This window comes from Bartonella sp. AD328YNZD, assembly GCF_042196425.1.
Genome location: NZ_JBHIQG010000044.1, coordinates 1 through 13,193 on the forward strand (window position 1 = coordinate 1; position 13,193 = coordinate 13,193).

Genomic DNA, 13,193 nt, shown 5'->3' on the forward strand with positions numbered 1-13,193 from the left:
TTTGCAGGATGTTCTTTTAATTTTGGCGTTTCATCAATATCGCTTGCATAAACCTGCTGGGGATCAATCCCTATTTGCGCCAAGAGCGCCAAACGCCGTGGCGAAGCGGAGGCAAGCACCAAATAAATTTCTTGCGCAAGAGTTTCTGCCAAATGCTTTTTCCCCCACTCTTTTATGTTTTTCATTTCCACCCCTTCACAATCGGCTTTGCTCTTACCCCATTTTAAGCGCCATGGATCTCCTTATCCTTTTTCCGCGTTGATTTTACAATTTTTCAATGTCCTTTAAACGCTCACCTTTTTCACACATAAAAAGCAACTTCAAAGAGATGTTAAAAAATATAAAAATAATATTATGACTTTTACAAAAAAGCGCAAGCCGTCCATTACTTATAACGGTACGTAATGCGTCCTTTTGTCAAATCATAAGGTGTCATTTCCACCATGATTTTATCCCCCACTAACACCCGAATACGATTTTTTCGCATTCTTCCAGCGGTATGAGCAATAATTTCATGATCATTTTCCAGTTTTACACGAAACATCGCATTGGGTAAGAGTTCAGTAACGATACCAGAAAATTCTAAAACTTCTTCTTTTGACATAAACAATCATTTCCTTTACAGTGCGCATATTTTGTTAAGCTGCGCGTTATTTTTCAGCGTTCATACCCTATTTTCTTAAGTTTGTGAATAAAAATTCAACAAGAAGGAAAAGGTTTTTCTTTCACGTTTCCCAAAAATGTCACGCCACACTTTGGAAAAACAAAACTTTATCCTCTCAAATTTTACCCACCACTTTTCTCCAATTTTTATAATAATCTCGTATAGAGTAACGAGAAATTCCGCTCAATATTCGCCTCCATCAACCTTTTTTTTAATGCCTTTGAACATCCTCCACGACTTAAAAGCAATCCAAGAGCCCTCCAACATTCTCTCTCCTTCGCCTTCCACAACCGAAAGATTGTCCGCTCAAACAGATAAAAGCACCTCCTCCATACCCGATAAGAACCTTCTCTCCTTTTCTCAAAACATCCTCCATTCTTCACACACCCATTCACAACATGTTCCACCCCCTCACTCTATCCTTTACGCACCCCTTCCATCCTGCACCCATTTTTTTATTTTCTCTCCCAATACACTTTATCTAAGTCACTCTCCATTTATATTGTTCTCCCCCCCATTTCTCAAATACTCCCATCCACACGCCGCCTCTTCATCCCAACTTCTCCATTCCCAGACGCTTCATCCGCCCACCCACTCCCCTCTATTCCATGCCATAATAAAAGCATACACCACGCATAAAATCACAGCTTCCTTTTTCACGGTTCCACATTTTTACGCCTTTACGCCTTTACAGAACAAAGCCCAATGAAACGCTCACCCCTCCACGCTGCTCTATCAACACCGCTCTACACCCCAGCTTCTTACCCATCCCCCTTACAAACTTCAGATCATCCCTCCTCCAAACAACGCTGTTTCATCAGGCACGATAAGCAAGTCCTACATCCTTACGTCATCTTCATCCCTTCATCCCACCACCACCTCTTGGACACACCATCCTAACCTGTTCATACTCTCCCCCATTCCCTCTCTTCTCGAGCCAACGCCTTCCCTCCTCTTCATCTCGGGCTTTCCATTCCATCCGCAAACTCTTCTCCCCTCTCTCTCCATCCTCCATTTCTCACACACTCCCATCAACACGCCGCCTTTTCATCCCAACCTCTCCATTCCCAGACTCTTCATCCGCCCCCCACTCCCCATTTTCTCCCCTCTATTCCATGCCATGACAAAAGCATACACCACGCATAAAATCGCAGCTTCCTTTTTCACGGTTCCACGTTTTACACTTTTACAGAAATAAGAAAATCTGTACAAAATTCATTCGATGACGACATTTTAAACAACCACCTTTAAAATCTCGAACACCAGTATTTTCACTTAAATTATAGATACAAACCACCCTGTTATTTTATTGACCAGCATAAAATTTTAACAAATTTTAGCTCTTAAGAGGAGCCATAAGAAGCGTTTTACGACTCTTTAAAGAACTTTTATCCACATGCGGTAATTTTTTTATGGCATACAAGAGTATATTTTATCGATTCACTCTAAAAAAGTTTGCAATCGAAAAACTTCTTCGATTGTCTCATTTAACATTCACAACGATAAATTGTCCGTATAAGTCAATGTTTTTTTTAAGAAAGAATCATCAGTAAAACGTAAGAAGAAGAATCATCCAAACGCTTGTTTCTAAAACAAAAGCTTCACACTGAAATTGAAAGGAAACATCTAAAAATGAAATAAAAAAAAAGGTTTGTCTCTAAAAACAAACCTTTATAGAAAATTATTCAAATAACTTTCAAAATCTCACCTCTAAAAGCACTAAAAATACTTCAGAAGCACCAAAATGAATACAAAGATCTATTTAATATAATGTAAAAAAAAATCAAGAAAAAAAATTTTTATAGTTAATTCTCTCCTAAAAAATAAATCTCCATGACTTGTGTACAATTTGGCTGCTCGACAGCACCCAAGATCAACCCCTTCAACACTTCTATACTGACGCATCTTCACAAAACCCAACAAGAAAATCTTATTTAAAAAAGATCAAACGCAAACGCTTATAAAGTCCAGCGTCTCCATAAAAGACCGTTTTTGATTATCTAAAATCTTGATGCACTGTCTTTCCATTGCCCCCTCCCCACACTTCAAAGGAAGGAAATTTCTACCAGTCACTGGTCCGTCAAATCCAGCTTCTCTCGGCGGGTTTCTATTACTGACCACACATAGAAGCGAGGGGGTAGAGGCGGTTCACTTCATAGGCGCGATAGACAAAGCCCTACCTTGAAGACTTGATCACGATATCTAAAAACACTTAATGTAAAGCTTGTCATGCCATATACCATCGCTCTAAACAACGCTGTTTACGGCATAATAAGACAAAAAAAGCGGACTTTTGAACATTTCCGCTTCTTTAAACAATAAAATTACGATAAGAGATTATTTAAAAATTTCAAGACTCTGAAGAAAACCAATTTGATAACAATTCATACCTTACAGGATCATCAGCGCATTGTCCCCCACCACATTCCAGTATAGTAGAAATCAAATTTGCCGCAATTAAAAATACAAATAAGAAACTTGCTGTTTTACTCAATATTGGAAAAGGAGAAAATTCTTTAAACTTGTGTGCCAACTCACTTAAAATCATGACGAACGATACAGCAAAGATACAAAGAACAGAAATAATAAAAGCCCAAGTATAAAAATGTAATCCAAAAAACGTTGAACCATATCCCAAATCATCTGGTGTAATATGCAAAAACACCTGCCGTGCCGCAATGATACTGGTTACCATACAACCGAGGATAACCATGCCATAATGGGTATTTTTCACCTTATGGTGAATATTGAGCAAGAACCCGCATCCTGCAAGCATCAATCCAACGCGCTGCAGCAAACAAAGGGGACAAGGCAACTCAAACTTTACCAATTGATAATAAAAGGCCACCACCAAAACAACGGATAATCCGATGAGTCCTAGCGTATTCATAAATATAACGAAATGAGGGTTTTTTTGTTCAACATGTTCCATGGCTATTCTCTCAAAAAGATAGATTTAAAGTAGAAGTTGCGTGATGATTAAAAGTGAGAAGAATGACAACGAATAAAATGGCCCACAACACATAACTTATATTTTTTTTGCCATATACAGTGGTTACTGCAGTACCTAGAGCGATTAAAAACGGAAAAAACATAGCTTTTAAATCTCCTTTCTTAACATTGAGGGTTTAATCTTATTGCCGAGTATTCACCATATTACAAAATTGGGCAAAAAAGAGACAATGAATTTATTATTCACAATTCATCATTCACTTTCATTGTCATAACATTTTTATGAAGAAATGATAAAATATATAATCCCCTAAAAACACCTCTCAACCAAAGCGTTGCTTATTGGTTTCCCTTACATCAGCAACGATAGAGCATATTTTCTCCCATAAAAGAATTACCTAAACAGCAAAATAATCAACCTTTGAAATTGAGAGAGAAAGATCTCTCTTTTTTCTCAAAAGAATATACTTATTTGTAACACACTTTTGCCATAAAAATCTCTTTTTCATCATAAACAATATTTTAAATTGCACGACACATTACATAATATGGAAACAGTACTTATTTTAGCAAATAAAAAATGAGAATATTTTTTGAAAACCTTACCATCAATGGCTTTCTGGCAATGTATTTTCCCTCTTTCCTGAGGAAATGACAAAATGACAATCCGGCAACCTAACAGCTTCACGGTCCAATATTTTGAACACCGCATCTCAAAGAACAGTGCTTTATGCGTCTTAATATTCTCATTTTTCATCTCTCGTATCCTCTTTAAATTTTTATCTTTCAATCTTATTTGAAAAATAACTATTTTCTGTCATCAATTGGCTTTGCAAAAAGAATATAAAACTCTTAAAAAATGATGAGAAAGAATCGCATTGAACATTTGAGAAGGATGGAGAATGACAAAAAAATCATGTGATGTCGCGATTTTAATGGGGAGCCAATCGGATTGGCAAACGATGTGTCATAGCGCCGATATTTTGACGAATCTTGATATTTCTCATAGTTCGCATATTATTTCAGCCCACCGAACCCCTGAACGCCTTTACCAATTTGCAAAAGAAGCAAAAACGGCAGGTTTTAAAATTTTAATTGCCGGTGCAGGGGGAGCAGCCCATCTTCCTGGCATGTTAGCAGCACTCACTCCCCTTCCTGTTTTTGGCGTTCCAGTGCACTCACACTCTCTTTCGGGTCAAGATTCCTTACTTTCAATCGTGCAAATGCCAGCAGGAATACCCGTTGGCACATTAGCCATTGGTAAAGCAGGCGCAATTAATGCAGCTCTTTTAGCCGCAGCCGTTATGGCCATTTACGATCATGATCTCGCACAACGATTACAAGATTGGCGTCAACAACAAACAGCCAATGTCGCACAAACACCGGTAACAGAGGTTTAAAATGGCAGCGTTCTCCAATACTACCCCCTCATCCAACACGCCCCCCTCATCCAACACATCCCACCCATCCAACACATCCCACTCATCCAACATGTTACCTCCAAACAGCGTTATTGGTTTAATCGGTGGCGGACAATTGGCACGCATGTTAGCCATAGCGGCAGCAGAATTAGGATTTCGAACCGTTATTTTTTGCCCCGAAGCAGATTGCCCAGCGGCCCAAACAGCAAACAACCATATTATTTCCTCCTATGATAATATATCAGCCTTAAATCATTTTATTTCTCAGTGTGATGTTGTCAGCTATGAATTTGAAAATCTTTCGCTTCAAACGGTTCAATATATAGAGAAGAGAAAGCCTGTTTATCCCTCTTCGAAAGCTTTAGAGATCACGCAAGATCGACTTTTTGAGAAACAATTTTTGCATGATCAAGGAATCGGCACCGCGTCATGGCATGCTGTTGACAATTCTTCTTCTCTTCTTTCCGGTCTTGATGCATTGGGCGGGCGTGGTCTTTTAAAGACGCGTCGTTTTGGTTATGACGGAAAAAACCAGATCAAGCTTGATCACCCAGATGAACAAACCCTTGACGAAGCCTTAAGGACTTTTCAGGAACAGCCTTGTATTTTGGAAGAAATAGTTCCTTTTTTATCGGAAATTTCGGTTCTTTCGGCACGTACAAAACAAGGGGAACATATTTTTTATGATTGCCCTGAAAATCAACACAAAAATGGTATTCTTCATAAATCCTTTGTTCCATCACATATTCCACCTGAGGTGCAAAAAGCAGCACAAGAAATCAGCTTAACAGTTATGGATGCCCTCAATTATGTTGGTATTCTTTGCATTGAATTTTTTGTCTTAATGGATGGTAATCTGTTAGTGAATGAATTAGCGCCGCGTGTGCATAATTCTGGTCATTGGACACAAAAGGCGTGCATAACTTCACAATTTGAACAACATATCCGTGCTATTTGCGGACTTTCTTTGGGCAGCACCTACCGCCATAGCGATTGCCAAATGACAAATCTCCTTGGGAACAATCTCAGCAATTTAAAATATTTTCTCACACAAGAGCATACATCAATCCATTTATATGGCAAAAGCTCTTCCCATCCCCACCGCAAAATGGGGCATGTCATCCAATTAACAGGGCCTGCCAGCAAATCTAACATACACATATAAAAATGCTTTTCCACACAAGTGAAGACAGAAAAAACAACTTCTCCCTTTCCAAACCGCTTAACCTACATGAATATCTAATCCACCCTCAAAAAAGCTTCATCCCCCCATCAACAATCCAACATCTCCTCCTCTTTTCAAAAACATCCCATCGCAGCTATCTCTTCACGACTAAAAGCAATTCACCAGCCCCACTCATCTCCACCTTCCATTGCTTCATTCCCCCCCAATACTATAGGGCATAGGTCGTCCTCTTCACTTCCCCTTTAATTCCGACCGTTAGGGGATGAACTTTCCTCTTACAGCTATAGAGACCACTCTAACAATGTGTTCTCATTGCCTCTAGTCTCCGGTGTTCATTCTTTTACAAAAGTGCCAAGCGCGCACCCCGCACCACTCCTGACCTCCACGTCAAAGATATAGTTACAGTACTAAGCTCATCCATCATAGAAACCTCCTCTCTCCTCTCACAAGACGATATTACCTGTGTCGTATTTTCTAGGGCTTGAAGCGTCTCTCCTTGTTTCATTTCGCGATAAAGCTTAAAAGAGCAGATGTAAATACATCTCCACACTGAAAGAAAACCGTAAATTTATCTTACGCTCAAAAACACCAGCCATTTAAAATATCACTCACTTTAACATTTGTAATGTTTGTCACCTTCGTATGTCTATCGCCTTCTTTCTTTCCCCTATCAAGTTACATTATTCAAATCTGCCAACAATCAGGATCTTTTTAAGTAAATTCTAGCCGACATGAACACTTCATATTAAATGCCTCTTCGCCTATAGTTTAGCCATAAAACATAATTGTACTCACAAAACGAATCGTTTACACAGTGGCACGGAGAATTGTACATGTTTCATAATAATAAAAGGGAAGATATACTACAGAGGTAGCAGATCATTCGTATTATAATTATAACAAGTACAGAAATCTTCTTTTCATCTCATATCTGAGAAACTGAGTTATTCACTTTATCAAAAGACAAAACATTCAAGAAACAAACGAATATCAACATGCCAAAAACAAACCTATCAAATGCATCGTCAAAAGAACAAAATGATAGATATCCTCAATGGGATTTAGTCCTTGATATCCAAAAAGAAGTTAAGGAAACAATAAAGGCTGGTGTTGTTTCACTGGGAGAATTTATATTCATAATCTTTATAAGCGTTTGTTTATACATTTTCCTCTCAATATTAGGCCATGCGGATAAACCTCAAATGGATGCTGCAAGTTTAATCGGGCTGATATGCGGATTAATTCTGTACGGTTCGATACCAATCTCTTTGGTGCTACGGATCATAGTAAAGAAGAAACTGAAAAAAGTAATGAAACAACTAGACGAAGCGGTTGCTAATCAAAATATAATAAGGAGAGAAAAATGATTGAAGCTATAATATTAGGGCGCATTCTAGGAATCATTGTCGGTTGTGCAATAATAACATTATCCGTTTGGTTGGTTTATTCTACCATTAAATATCGAAAACTGTACCGTAAAGCGCTTACAGGACTAAACTTAGCAAATCAAAAATGTAATAAAGGAATTAATAAATAAAAAAAATCGTGAAAAACGTGGTATTAAGAATACCATAGTTCTTGTTTTCATATTTTTAGATGTATTTAATATGATTACCAGTCATTGAGGGGGCATATTGGGGGTATGAGACTTTTCGTAAGGGAGCGTTTGAAACTATAGGCATGATATTATGTGCGTATAGCAAATACAAGGAACAATTCCAACGGCTCCCTCCCTCGATTTCCCCTACTTCAAGCATTTCAGCCGGCACACGCACCTAACAGAGCTTCACGAGACACACACACAAGCCCCGCAATTTTAAGAAGAACCCCTCGCCTCTCCTCAAAGACACCCCCCTTCAACATCCCACCCCTGACAGGGCTTATTTGTTCAAAGCCGAAAAGTTGTTAGCTTGTTTACACTCTTTGTCTTTTAGTACTTCATTTTGCTTTTTACTCAATATTTTTACCTTCAAAGAAACCATTAACACACCCTAAGGAATTTGTAATATACCCTTGACAAGAATAAGACTTCTTGTTAGATTTCTCTTACTTTTTTGCAATTTTCACTTATTCATTGTGCTGATAAAGTGTTTTAATGCGTACTTTAAGAGTGCGCTTTTCTTTTTGTGATCACAGTGAAAAAGTGTATCGTGTGATATTATGATGCAAGTACGATATCGTAATGCAATGCTCATAGAGTAAGCAGTCTATTGGGGTTGTAATATTGTGTTTTCGTGTTTTAATATTGTATTATAGTATTGTGTTAAGTAAACTGTTTAAACGGTGAATATGATGAAAATTAAAAATTCGCTTAAAGCACTAAAGGAGCGCCACCGTAACAATCGTTTGGTGCGTCGTAAAGGTCGTATTTATATCCTCAATAAAACGAACCCGCGTTTTAGAGCACGTCAGGGCTAATTCTTTTAGAGCTAATGTTTTTATGCCTACCTTAATTGTAGGCATGAAAGATTTTTTCTTGAGATTTTTTGGGGTTGCAAGTCCATTGTTTGATAATGTGTAGTAATTTATCTTTTGAGGGCTTGTTTTTATGGATTTTTCTATTTTTTTAAAAGCTTTTTGTTTTTTTCAGCTGGTTTTTTTCTGTATTTTCCAGCGCATTTTTTTGCTTTCTTTTGTTGGGATTTTTTGTTTTATTTCTTCTTGTTATGGGCAAAACCCTCCTTCTCTTCCTGAAGATCGGCCTTCTCCACAATCGCTTTTACCGTTAGAAGATCTCATCCCCAATTCTCCTGCGCCTTCCTCCACGCCCTCTGATTCATCTGCGATTATTCTTGAAGATTTTGACTCAGATCAACTTTCGCCTGTTGATAGAATTAAGCAACGCAAAGAAGCAGAAATTTCACGTTTACTCAAAGAATTGAAATATTGTGCGGATGTTGCTAACGCGAAAAAGATCAGTCAACAACTTCAACATTTGTGGTCCCAATCGGGGAGTGAAACGATTGATCTTTTGATGTCATGGGCTGAAAATGCACTTAACAACGACGATTATGGACTTGCGCTTGATTATATTGATAATGTTCTTGCGCTTTTACCTACTTACGCTGAAGCTTGGACAAGACGCGCTTGGATTCACATTCAACTGAACGATTTCAAACTTGCCCTGCTTGATCTCAACCATGCTCTTGAGCTTGAGCCGCGCAATTATAGTGCCTTTTTTGAACTTGGCGTTACCATGGAAGCGACAGAGCGTCCAAAACTTGCTCTTAAAGCTTATGAAACAGCTTTAGACTATTATCCACAAATGCGGAGGATTCAAAAGCGCGTGCAAGCTCTGTTAGACGAACAATCGCCCCAAGCTCTTTAAACGGTGTCATTCACGAGCGAGACCGTATGATGCATTCAAGCTTAGACAAGACGCGCTTGAATTCACATCCCACTGAACGATTTCAAACTTGCTCTGCTTGATCTCAACCATGCTCTTGAGCTTGAGCCGCGCAATTATAGTGCCTTTTTTTGAATTTAGTTCTTTTTTGTATTTAAGACAACGTCTAAACACTTTCCCCCATATTTCGCCTACAGAATTTTTTTCTCGAAGTAGACAAATTCTTCACGCCGCCTCTTTTCATACCTTTCATCATGGATAAAACAATTTGTAAAATACGAGCCTCAAAAAATATTTTTTGAAAAAAGCTCCAAACATCGCTTAGCGCCTCTGATAAACTGTCAAAGTCTGTATTTTTATGAGCTTCAACCATCAGCAGCCCATACCGTATCGTCTCCCCCCACCCTAAAACTAAAAACAGCACTGAAATATGACCCACAAATGCGAAAGCTTCAAAGACACAACATCGATTTAACAAACCTTCTTGCATAAAATATTCCCCCTTCAAAAACCTCCCCCAAGCATTCTCCCGAAACATCAAATCAAGCATTCTCACTAAACCATGGTGCTTCACTCCTCCCACTGATGTTTTTTTCTTTTTTACCTTGAATAAGCACGCCATACATCATGCAGCCATTTCCCAAAACCACCAGCAACATTACCCTCTTGAAAAAACTTTATGAAAAACAAGAGAGGTAAGTTATTTTATCTCTAGCAGAAATTCTGAAATTGTTTTATATTAAGAGGGGTGTTCTGCGCTTCTCGACAGGAAATAACGTATTCCTGAGACCTTAGTGATCTCCAAGGGAGCTGTCCCTGATAAAGCTCGTGGGCTTTTTCATATGGCGCCCACCTATTTGTTTAGGTTCTTGGGGTCAGCTTTTTCCATCGGCTGTTGTGGATCACCTTTTTTACATAACTTTTTTGCACAAATAAAATTTTTCCCCAAAAAATTGAAGATGTCCTTTTCCAGAAGACCAATACTCTCTTTTCAAGAGATAACGGTAAGCTTTATCTACCTCCTACTTTATCTCTTCGCAACAAAGCACCGCCAAAGCGATTTATCGCATCAAGATGCTCCTTTCAACAAAAGAAGCACGCACTCTTTTTACAGTACGGCTCTGTTCTCACTACGATTTACAAAATGCCAACAAGGGATAAAATACGAGCAGATGATAAAAAAATTGACGAAGAAAATGACCTCCAATAACCCCTGCGACACAACTTTATCTCTTCGCACGCAGCACCGCCAAAGCGGTTTATCGCGTCGTGATGCTCTTTCAACGCAAGAGCGCGAACTCTTTTCACAACGTGCTTGTTGTCACGTTATTGAGTCTCTTGAAAAAAAAGGAACCGATTTTTCACGCCTCATTTTAGCAGGCTATTGGCCCATCAAATCGGAAATTGACCCGCGACCTTTACTTGATGTTATAGCGTCACGCGGTGGACGTCTAGCCTTACCGGCAGTGCTTGATTCCACCACCATGATTTTTCGTGCATTTTCACCCAGCACGACTCTCAAGCCCATGCGTTTTGGTACTTTTGGCCCAGGAGCAGACAATGCTGTTGTTTTTCCCAATATTATTATTGTTCCGCTTTCTGCGTTTGATCGTCACTGTCACCGTCTTGGCTATGGAGGAGGATATTATGATCGTGCAGTTGAATCTCTTAAAAAACAAGGACATTCAATGACATTATGGGGCATGGGTTTCTCGTGTCAGGAGGTTTGTTCCATTCCTCCAACAGAACATGATTTACAGGTGCAGAGAATTTTTACAGAAAAAGGTTTCTTAAAATGTTAAAATGTGATTAAAACGTCTATGCGTTTTTTATTTTTAGGTGACATTGTTGGCAATACAGGCTGTAAAGCTGTTTTTGAGCATCTTCCTCAACTCATTGAGAAATGGCATCTTGATTTTGTTGTGGTGAATGGTGAGAATGCCTCTGGTGGTTTTGGCCTCACACAAGAGACGTATCAAGATCTTTTGATGGCCGGAGTTGATGTTGTCACCACGGGTAATCATGCTTTTTCTCACACAGAAGCATTGCAGTATGCGCATGAGAGTGATCGTTTTTTACGTCCTGCCAATTTCTCGCAAGAGACTCCCGGAAGAGGAGTTGGTGTTTTTACAGCGAAAAATGATGCCCGTGTTCTTGTTGCGAATCTGTTGGGCAGTGTTTTTATGCCGTGCAAAGTAGAAGATCCATTTGAAACAGCGGAAGATATTCTCTTAGCCTGTTCCTTGATGGAGCAAGCCGATGCGATTATTTTTGACTTTCACGCAGAAACGACAAGCGAGAAGCAATGTTTTGGACATTTTCTTGATGGTCGTGTAAGTGTTATCGTTGGCACCCATACGCATATTCCCACTGCTGATGCACAGATTTTAGAAGGTGGAAGCGCTTATTTATCGGATGCAGGCATGTGTGGAGATTACAACTCATCACTTGGAATGGAAAAAGAAGAACCCTTATACCGTTTTCTTTACAAGAATAAGCGAGATCGTTTTGAACCGGCGTGTGGAGAAGCCACCCTTTGTGGTTTAGCGGTTGAGATTTCAGATCGTACAGGATTAGCAGAAAAGGTCTCGGCAGTACGGATTGGTCCTCATTTAAAGCCTGAAGTTCCGGATTTTTGGTAGCCTTTTTTATAACGCTCCCTTTAATAGTCGTCTTCTTTTTCTAAAGCGCCCTTTAAGGGGTGCTTTTCACGATTTTCTTTTGGAAAATCTTTTTAGCAAAATGATTTTTCACGCCTCTTGCAAAACTTTTTCCCGTTAATTGTTGAATTTTGGCGCCATATCGGGTTCATTTTTCTTCCAACCTCTCAAATTCACGATCAAGATGATAAACACGATTGACGATTGTTTCTCCCTTTGCCACCAATGCTGCAATCACAAGAGAAATAGAAGCGCGCAAATCAATCGCCATGACGGGAGTCCCTTACAAATGCTCTGTTCCATAGACAGTTGCTGTCTGCCCATCAAGCTTTATCTCTGCCCCTAAACGATTAAGTCCCTGGACATACATAAAACGATTTTCAAAAATCATCTCTGTAATCCGCGCGGTTCCTTCAGCCCGTATCATAAGCGCCATGAACGAAACTTAGACAATAATCTCAAGTCTCCTCAAAAGTTAGAGAAGCAAAACTTTACACAAAGAAAAACCATTCCGAAAAGGAAAAAACAGCCACAAAAGCCATGCCCTTGGAACTTGAAGAGCGCTCTAGAAAGTCATTCTCTGCCCCAAATTCTCCACAAAAGAAAACGCCCCATTGAAAAGAGCTCTCGAGCTAAGCATTATTCTCCCCCAAAGCGCAACCGTAAAATATGCCACTCAAAAGCAACTTCCTCTAAACAATCTCCTCCAAACTTCCCTAAATATCGACTCTCTTTAACAGATTTAAACTGTAATGCGTTGAATTTTGGCACCACAACGAGCTAATTTTTCTTCCAATCTCTCAAATCCACGATCAAGATGATAAACACGATTGACGATTGTTTCTCCCTTTGCCGCCAATGCTGCAATTACAAGAGAAACAGAAGCGCGCAAATCCGTCGCCATAACGGGAGCCCCTTGCAAATTCTCTGTTCCATAAACGGTTGCCGTCTGCCCATCAAGCTT

The 13,193-nt window shown here is 39.3% G+C and carries 14 protein-coding genes, 1 other RNA gene and 2 pseudogenes; 9 read left to right on the top strand and 8 right to left on the bottom strand.

Annotation, left to right across the window (positions count from 1 at the left end; translation table 11 throughout):
• From ACFIO3_RS03675 to ACFIO3_RS03695, 5 genes are all read right to left on the bottom strand, one after another.
• Positions 1–185, bottom strand: a 185-nt coding sequence (locus ACFIO3_RS03675; protein ID WP_375704121.1) for a Maf family protein, incomplete at its 3' end; no start/stop codon positions are given.
• A 200-nt stretch (positions 186–385) separates the two neighbouring features.
• Positions 386–604 (bottom strand): translation initiation factor IF-1, encoded by a 219-nt coding sequence (gene infA, locus ACFIO3_RS03680; RefSeq protein ID WP_007346335.1) that lies wholly within the window; start codon positions 602–604, stop codon positions 386–388.
• A 916-nt stretch (positions 605–1,520) separates the two neighbouring features.
• Positions 1,521–1,643, bottom strand: a complete 123-nt coding sequence (locus ACFIO3_RS03685) for a hypothetical protein (RefSeq protein WP_375608178.1) — start codon at positions 1,641–1,643, stop codon at positions 1,521–1,523.
• A 1,371-nt stretch (positions 1,644–3,014) separates the two neighbouring features.
• On the bottom strand, positions 3,015–3,596 hold the full coding sequence (locus tag ACFIO3_RS03690; RefSeq protein WP_375608177.1) for a disulfide bond formation protein B: 582 nt from the start codon (positions 3,594–3,596) through the stop codon (positions 3,015–3,017).
• Positions 3,597–3,606: 10 nt separating this feature from the next.
• A complete protein-coding gene (locus ACFIO3_RS03695; protein ID WP_166428907.1) occupies positions 3,607–3,759 on the bottom strand; it encodes a DUF5993 family protein in 153 nt (50 codons plus the stop codon).
• A 759-nt stretch (positions 3,760–4,518) separates the two neighbouring features.
• Between ACFIO3_RS03695 and purE the strand changes: the two genes are divergently transcribed.
• From purE to ACFIO3_RS03725, 6 genes are all read left to right on the top strand, one after another.
• On the top strand, positions 4,519–5,016 hold the full coding sequence (gene purE, locus ACFIO3_RS03700; RefSeq protein ID WP_375608176.1) for a 5-(carboxyamino)imidazole ribonucleotide mutase: 498 nt from the start codon (positions 4,519–4,521) through the stop codon (positions 5,014–5,016).
• A 1-nt stretch (position 5,017) separates the two neighbouring features.
• Positions 5,018–6,202: a 5-(carboxyamino)imidazole ribonucleotide synthase gene (locus ACFIO3_RS03705; protein ID WP_375608175.1), complete on the top strand. Its 1,185-nt coding sequence runs from the start codon at positions 5,018–5,020 to the stop codon at positions 6,200–6,202.
• A gap of 1,016 nt (positions 6,203–7,218) precedes the next feature.
• Positions 7,219–7,590 (top strand): hypothetical protein, encoded by a 372-nt coding sequence (locus ACFIO3_RS03710; protein ID WP_375608174.1) that lies wholly within the window; start codon positions 7,219–7,221, stop codon positions 7,588–7,590.
• On the top strand, positions 7,587–7,760 hold the full coding sequence (locus tag ACFIO3_RS03715; protein WP_375608173.1) for a hypothetical protein: 174 nt from the start codon (positions 7,587–7,589) through the stop codon (positions 7,758–7,760). The genes ACFIO3_RS03710 and ACFIO3_RS03715 overlap by 4 nt, the downstream gene beginning before the upstream one ends.
• A 755-nt stretch (positions 7,761–8,515) precedes the next feature.
• Positions 8,516–8,641 (top strand): type B 50S ribosomal protein L36, encoded by a 126-nt coding sequence (gene ykgO / locus ACFIO3_RS03720; protein ID WP_013545486.1) that lies wholly within the window; start codon positions 8,516–8,518, stop codon positions 8,639–8,641.
• Between the two features lie 130 nt (positions 8,642–8,771).
• Positions 8,772–9,551, top strand: coding sequence for a tetratricopeptide repeat protein (locus ACFIO3_RS03725; protein WP_375608172.1), 780 nt, complete (start codon positions 8,772–8,774; stop codon positions 9,549–9,551).
• Positions 9,552–9,735: 184 nt separating this feature from the next.
• On the opposite strand, the gene ACFIO3_RS03730 is transcribed toward ACFIO3_RS03725, so the two are convergent.
• The gene (locus ACFIO3_RS03730; protein WP_375608171.1) at positions 9,736–9,942 is read right to left on the bottom strand and encodes a hypothetical protein; all 207 of its coding nucleotides are present in this window, start codon (positions 9,940–9,942) and stop codon (positions 9,736–9,738) included.
• A gap of 374 nt (positions 9,943–10,316) precedes the next feature.
• On the opposite strand from ACFIO3_RS03730, the gene ssrS reads away from it, so the two are divergent.
• The 3 genes from ssrS (at position 10,317) to ACFIO3_RS03745 (ending at position 12,211) form a co-directional block, all read left to right on the top strand.
• Positions 10,317–10,477: non-coding RNA, 6S RNA (gene ssrS, locus ACFIO3_RS03735), on the top strand.
• A gap of 288 nt (positions 10,478–10,765) precedes the next feature.
• Positions 10,766–11,371, top strand: a complete 606-nt coding sequence (locus tag ACFIO3_RS03740; RefSeq protein ID WP_375608207.1) for a 5-formyltetrahydrofolate cyclo-ligase — start codon at positions 10,766–10,768, stop codon at positions 11,369–11,371.
• Between the two features lie 18 nt (positions 11,372–11,389).
• On the top strand, positions 11,390–12,211 hold the full coding sequence (locus ACFIO3_RS03745; protein ID WP_375608170.1) for a TIGR00282 family metallophosphoesterase: 822 nt from the start codon (positions 11,390–11,392) through the stop codon (positions 12,209–12,211).
• A gap of 166 nt (positions 12,212–12,377) precedes the next feature.
• Here the strand turns inward: ACFIO3_RS03745 and ACFIO3_RS03750 are convergent.
• Together ACFIO3_RS03750 and ACFIO3_RS03755 are read right to left on the bottom strand one after the other, a co-directional pair.
• Positions 12,378–12,668, bottom strand: a pseudogene (locus ACFIO3_RS03750) (UDP-N-acetylglucosamine 1-carboxyvinyltransferase); the annotation flags it as partial.
• Between the two features lie 303 nt (positions 12,669–12,971).
• Positions 12,972–13,193 (bottom strand): annotated as a pseudogene (locus tag ACFIO3_RS03755) (UDP-N-acetylglucosamine 1-carboxyvinyltransferase); the annotation flags it as partial.

Excerpts from the sequence above, each read along its gene's own strand:
- ACFIO3_RS03695 (WP_166428907.1), bottom strand. The coding sequence starts at position 3,759 with ATGTTTTTTCCGTTTTTAATCGCTCTAGGTACTGCAGTAACCACTGTA.
- ACFIO3_RS03730 (WP_375608171.1), bottom strand. The coding sequence starts at position 9,942 with ATGGTTGAAGCTCATAAAAATACAGACTTTGACAGTTTATCAGAGGCG.
- ACFIO3_RS03740 (WP_375608207.1), top strand. The coding sequence starts at position 10,766 with ATGACCTCCAATAACCCCTGCGACACAACTTTATCTCTTCGCACGCAG.
- ACFIO3_RS03745 (WP_375608170.1), top strand. The coding sequence starts at position 11,390 with ATGCGTTTTTTATTTTTAGGTGACATTGTTGGCAATACAGGCTGTAAA.
- ACFIO3_RS03710 (WP_375608174.1), top strand. The coding sequence starts at position 7,219 with ATGCCAAAAACAAACCTATCAAATGCATCGTCAAAAGAACAAAATGAT.
- ACFIO3_RS03690 (WP_375608177.1), bottom strand. The coding sequence starts at position 3,596 with ATGGAACATGTTGAACAAAAAAACCCTCATTTCGTTATATTTATGAAT.
- ykgO (WP_013545486.1), top strand. The coding sequence starts at position 8,516 with ATGAAAATTAAAAATTCGCTTAAAGCACTAAAGGAGCGCCACCGTAAC.
- ACFIO3_RS03685 (WP_375608178.1), bottom strand. The coding sequence starts at position 1,643 with ATGGAATGGAAAGCCCGAGATGAAGAGGAGGGAAGGCGTTGGCTCGAG.
- purE (WP_375608176.1), top strand. The coding sequence starts at position 4,519 with ATGACAAAAAAATCATGTGATGTCGCGATTTTAATGGGGAGCCAATCG.
- ACFIO3_RS03725 (WP_375608172.1), top strand. The coding sequence starts at position 8,772 with ATGGATTTTTCTATTTTTTTAAAAGCTTTTTGTTTTTTTCAGCTGGTT.
- ACFIO3_RS03705 (WP_375608175.1), top strand. The coding sequence starts at position 5,018 with ATGGCAGCGTTCTCCAATACTACCCCCTCATCCAACACGCCCCCCTCA.
- ACFIO3_RS03715 (WP_375608173.1), top strand. The coding sequence starts at position 7,587 with ATGATTGAAGCTATAATATTAGGGCGCATTCTAGGAATCATTGTCGGT.
- infA (WP_007346335.1), bottom strand. The coding sequence starts at position 604 with ATGTCAAAAGAAGAAGTTTTAGAATTTTCTGGTATCGTTACTGAACTC.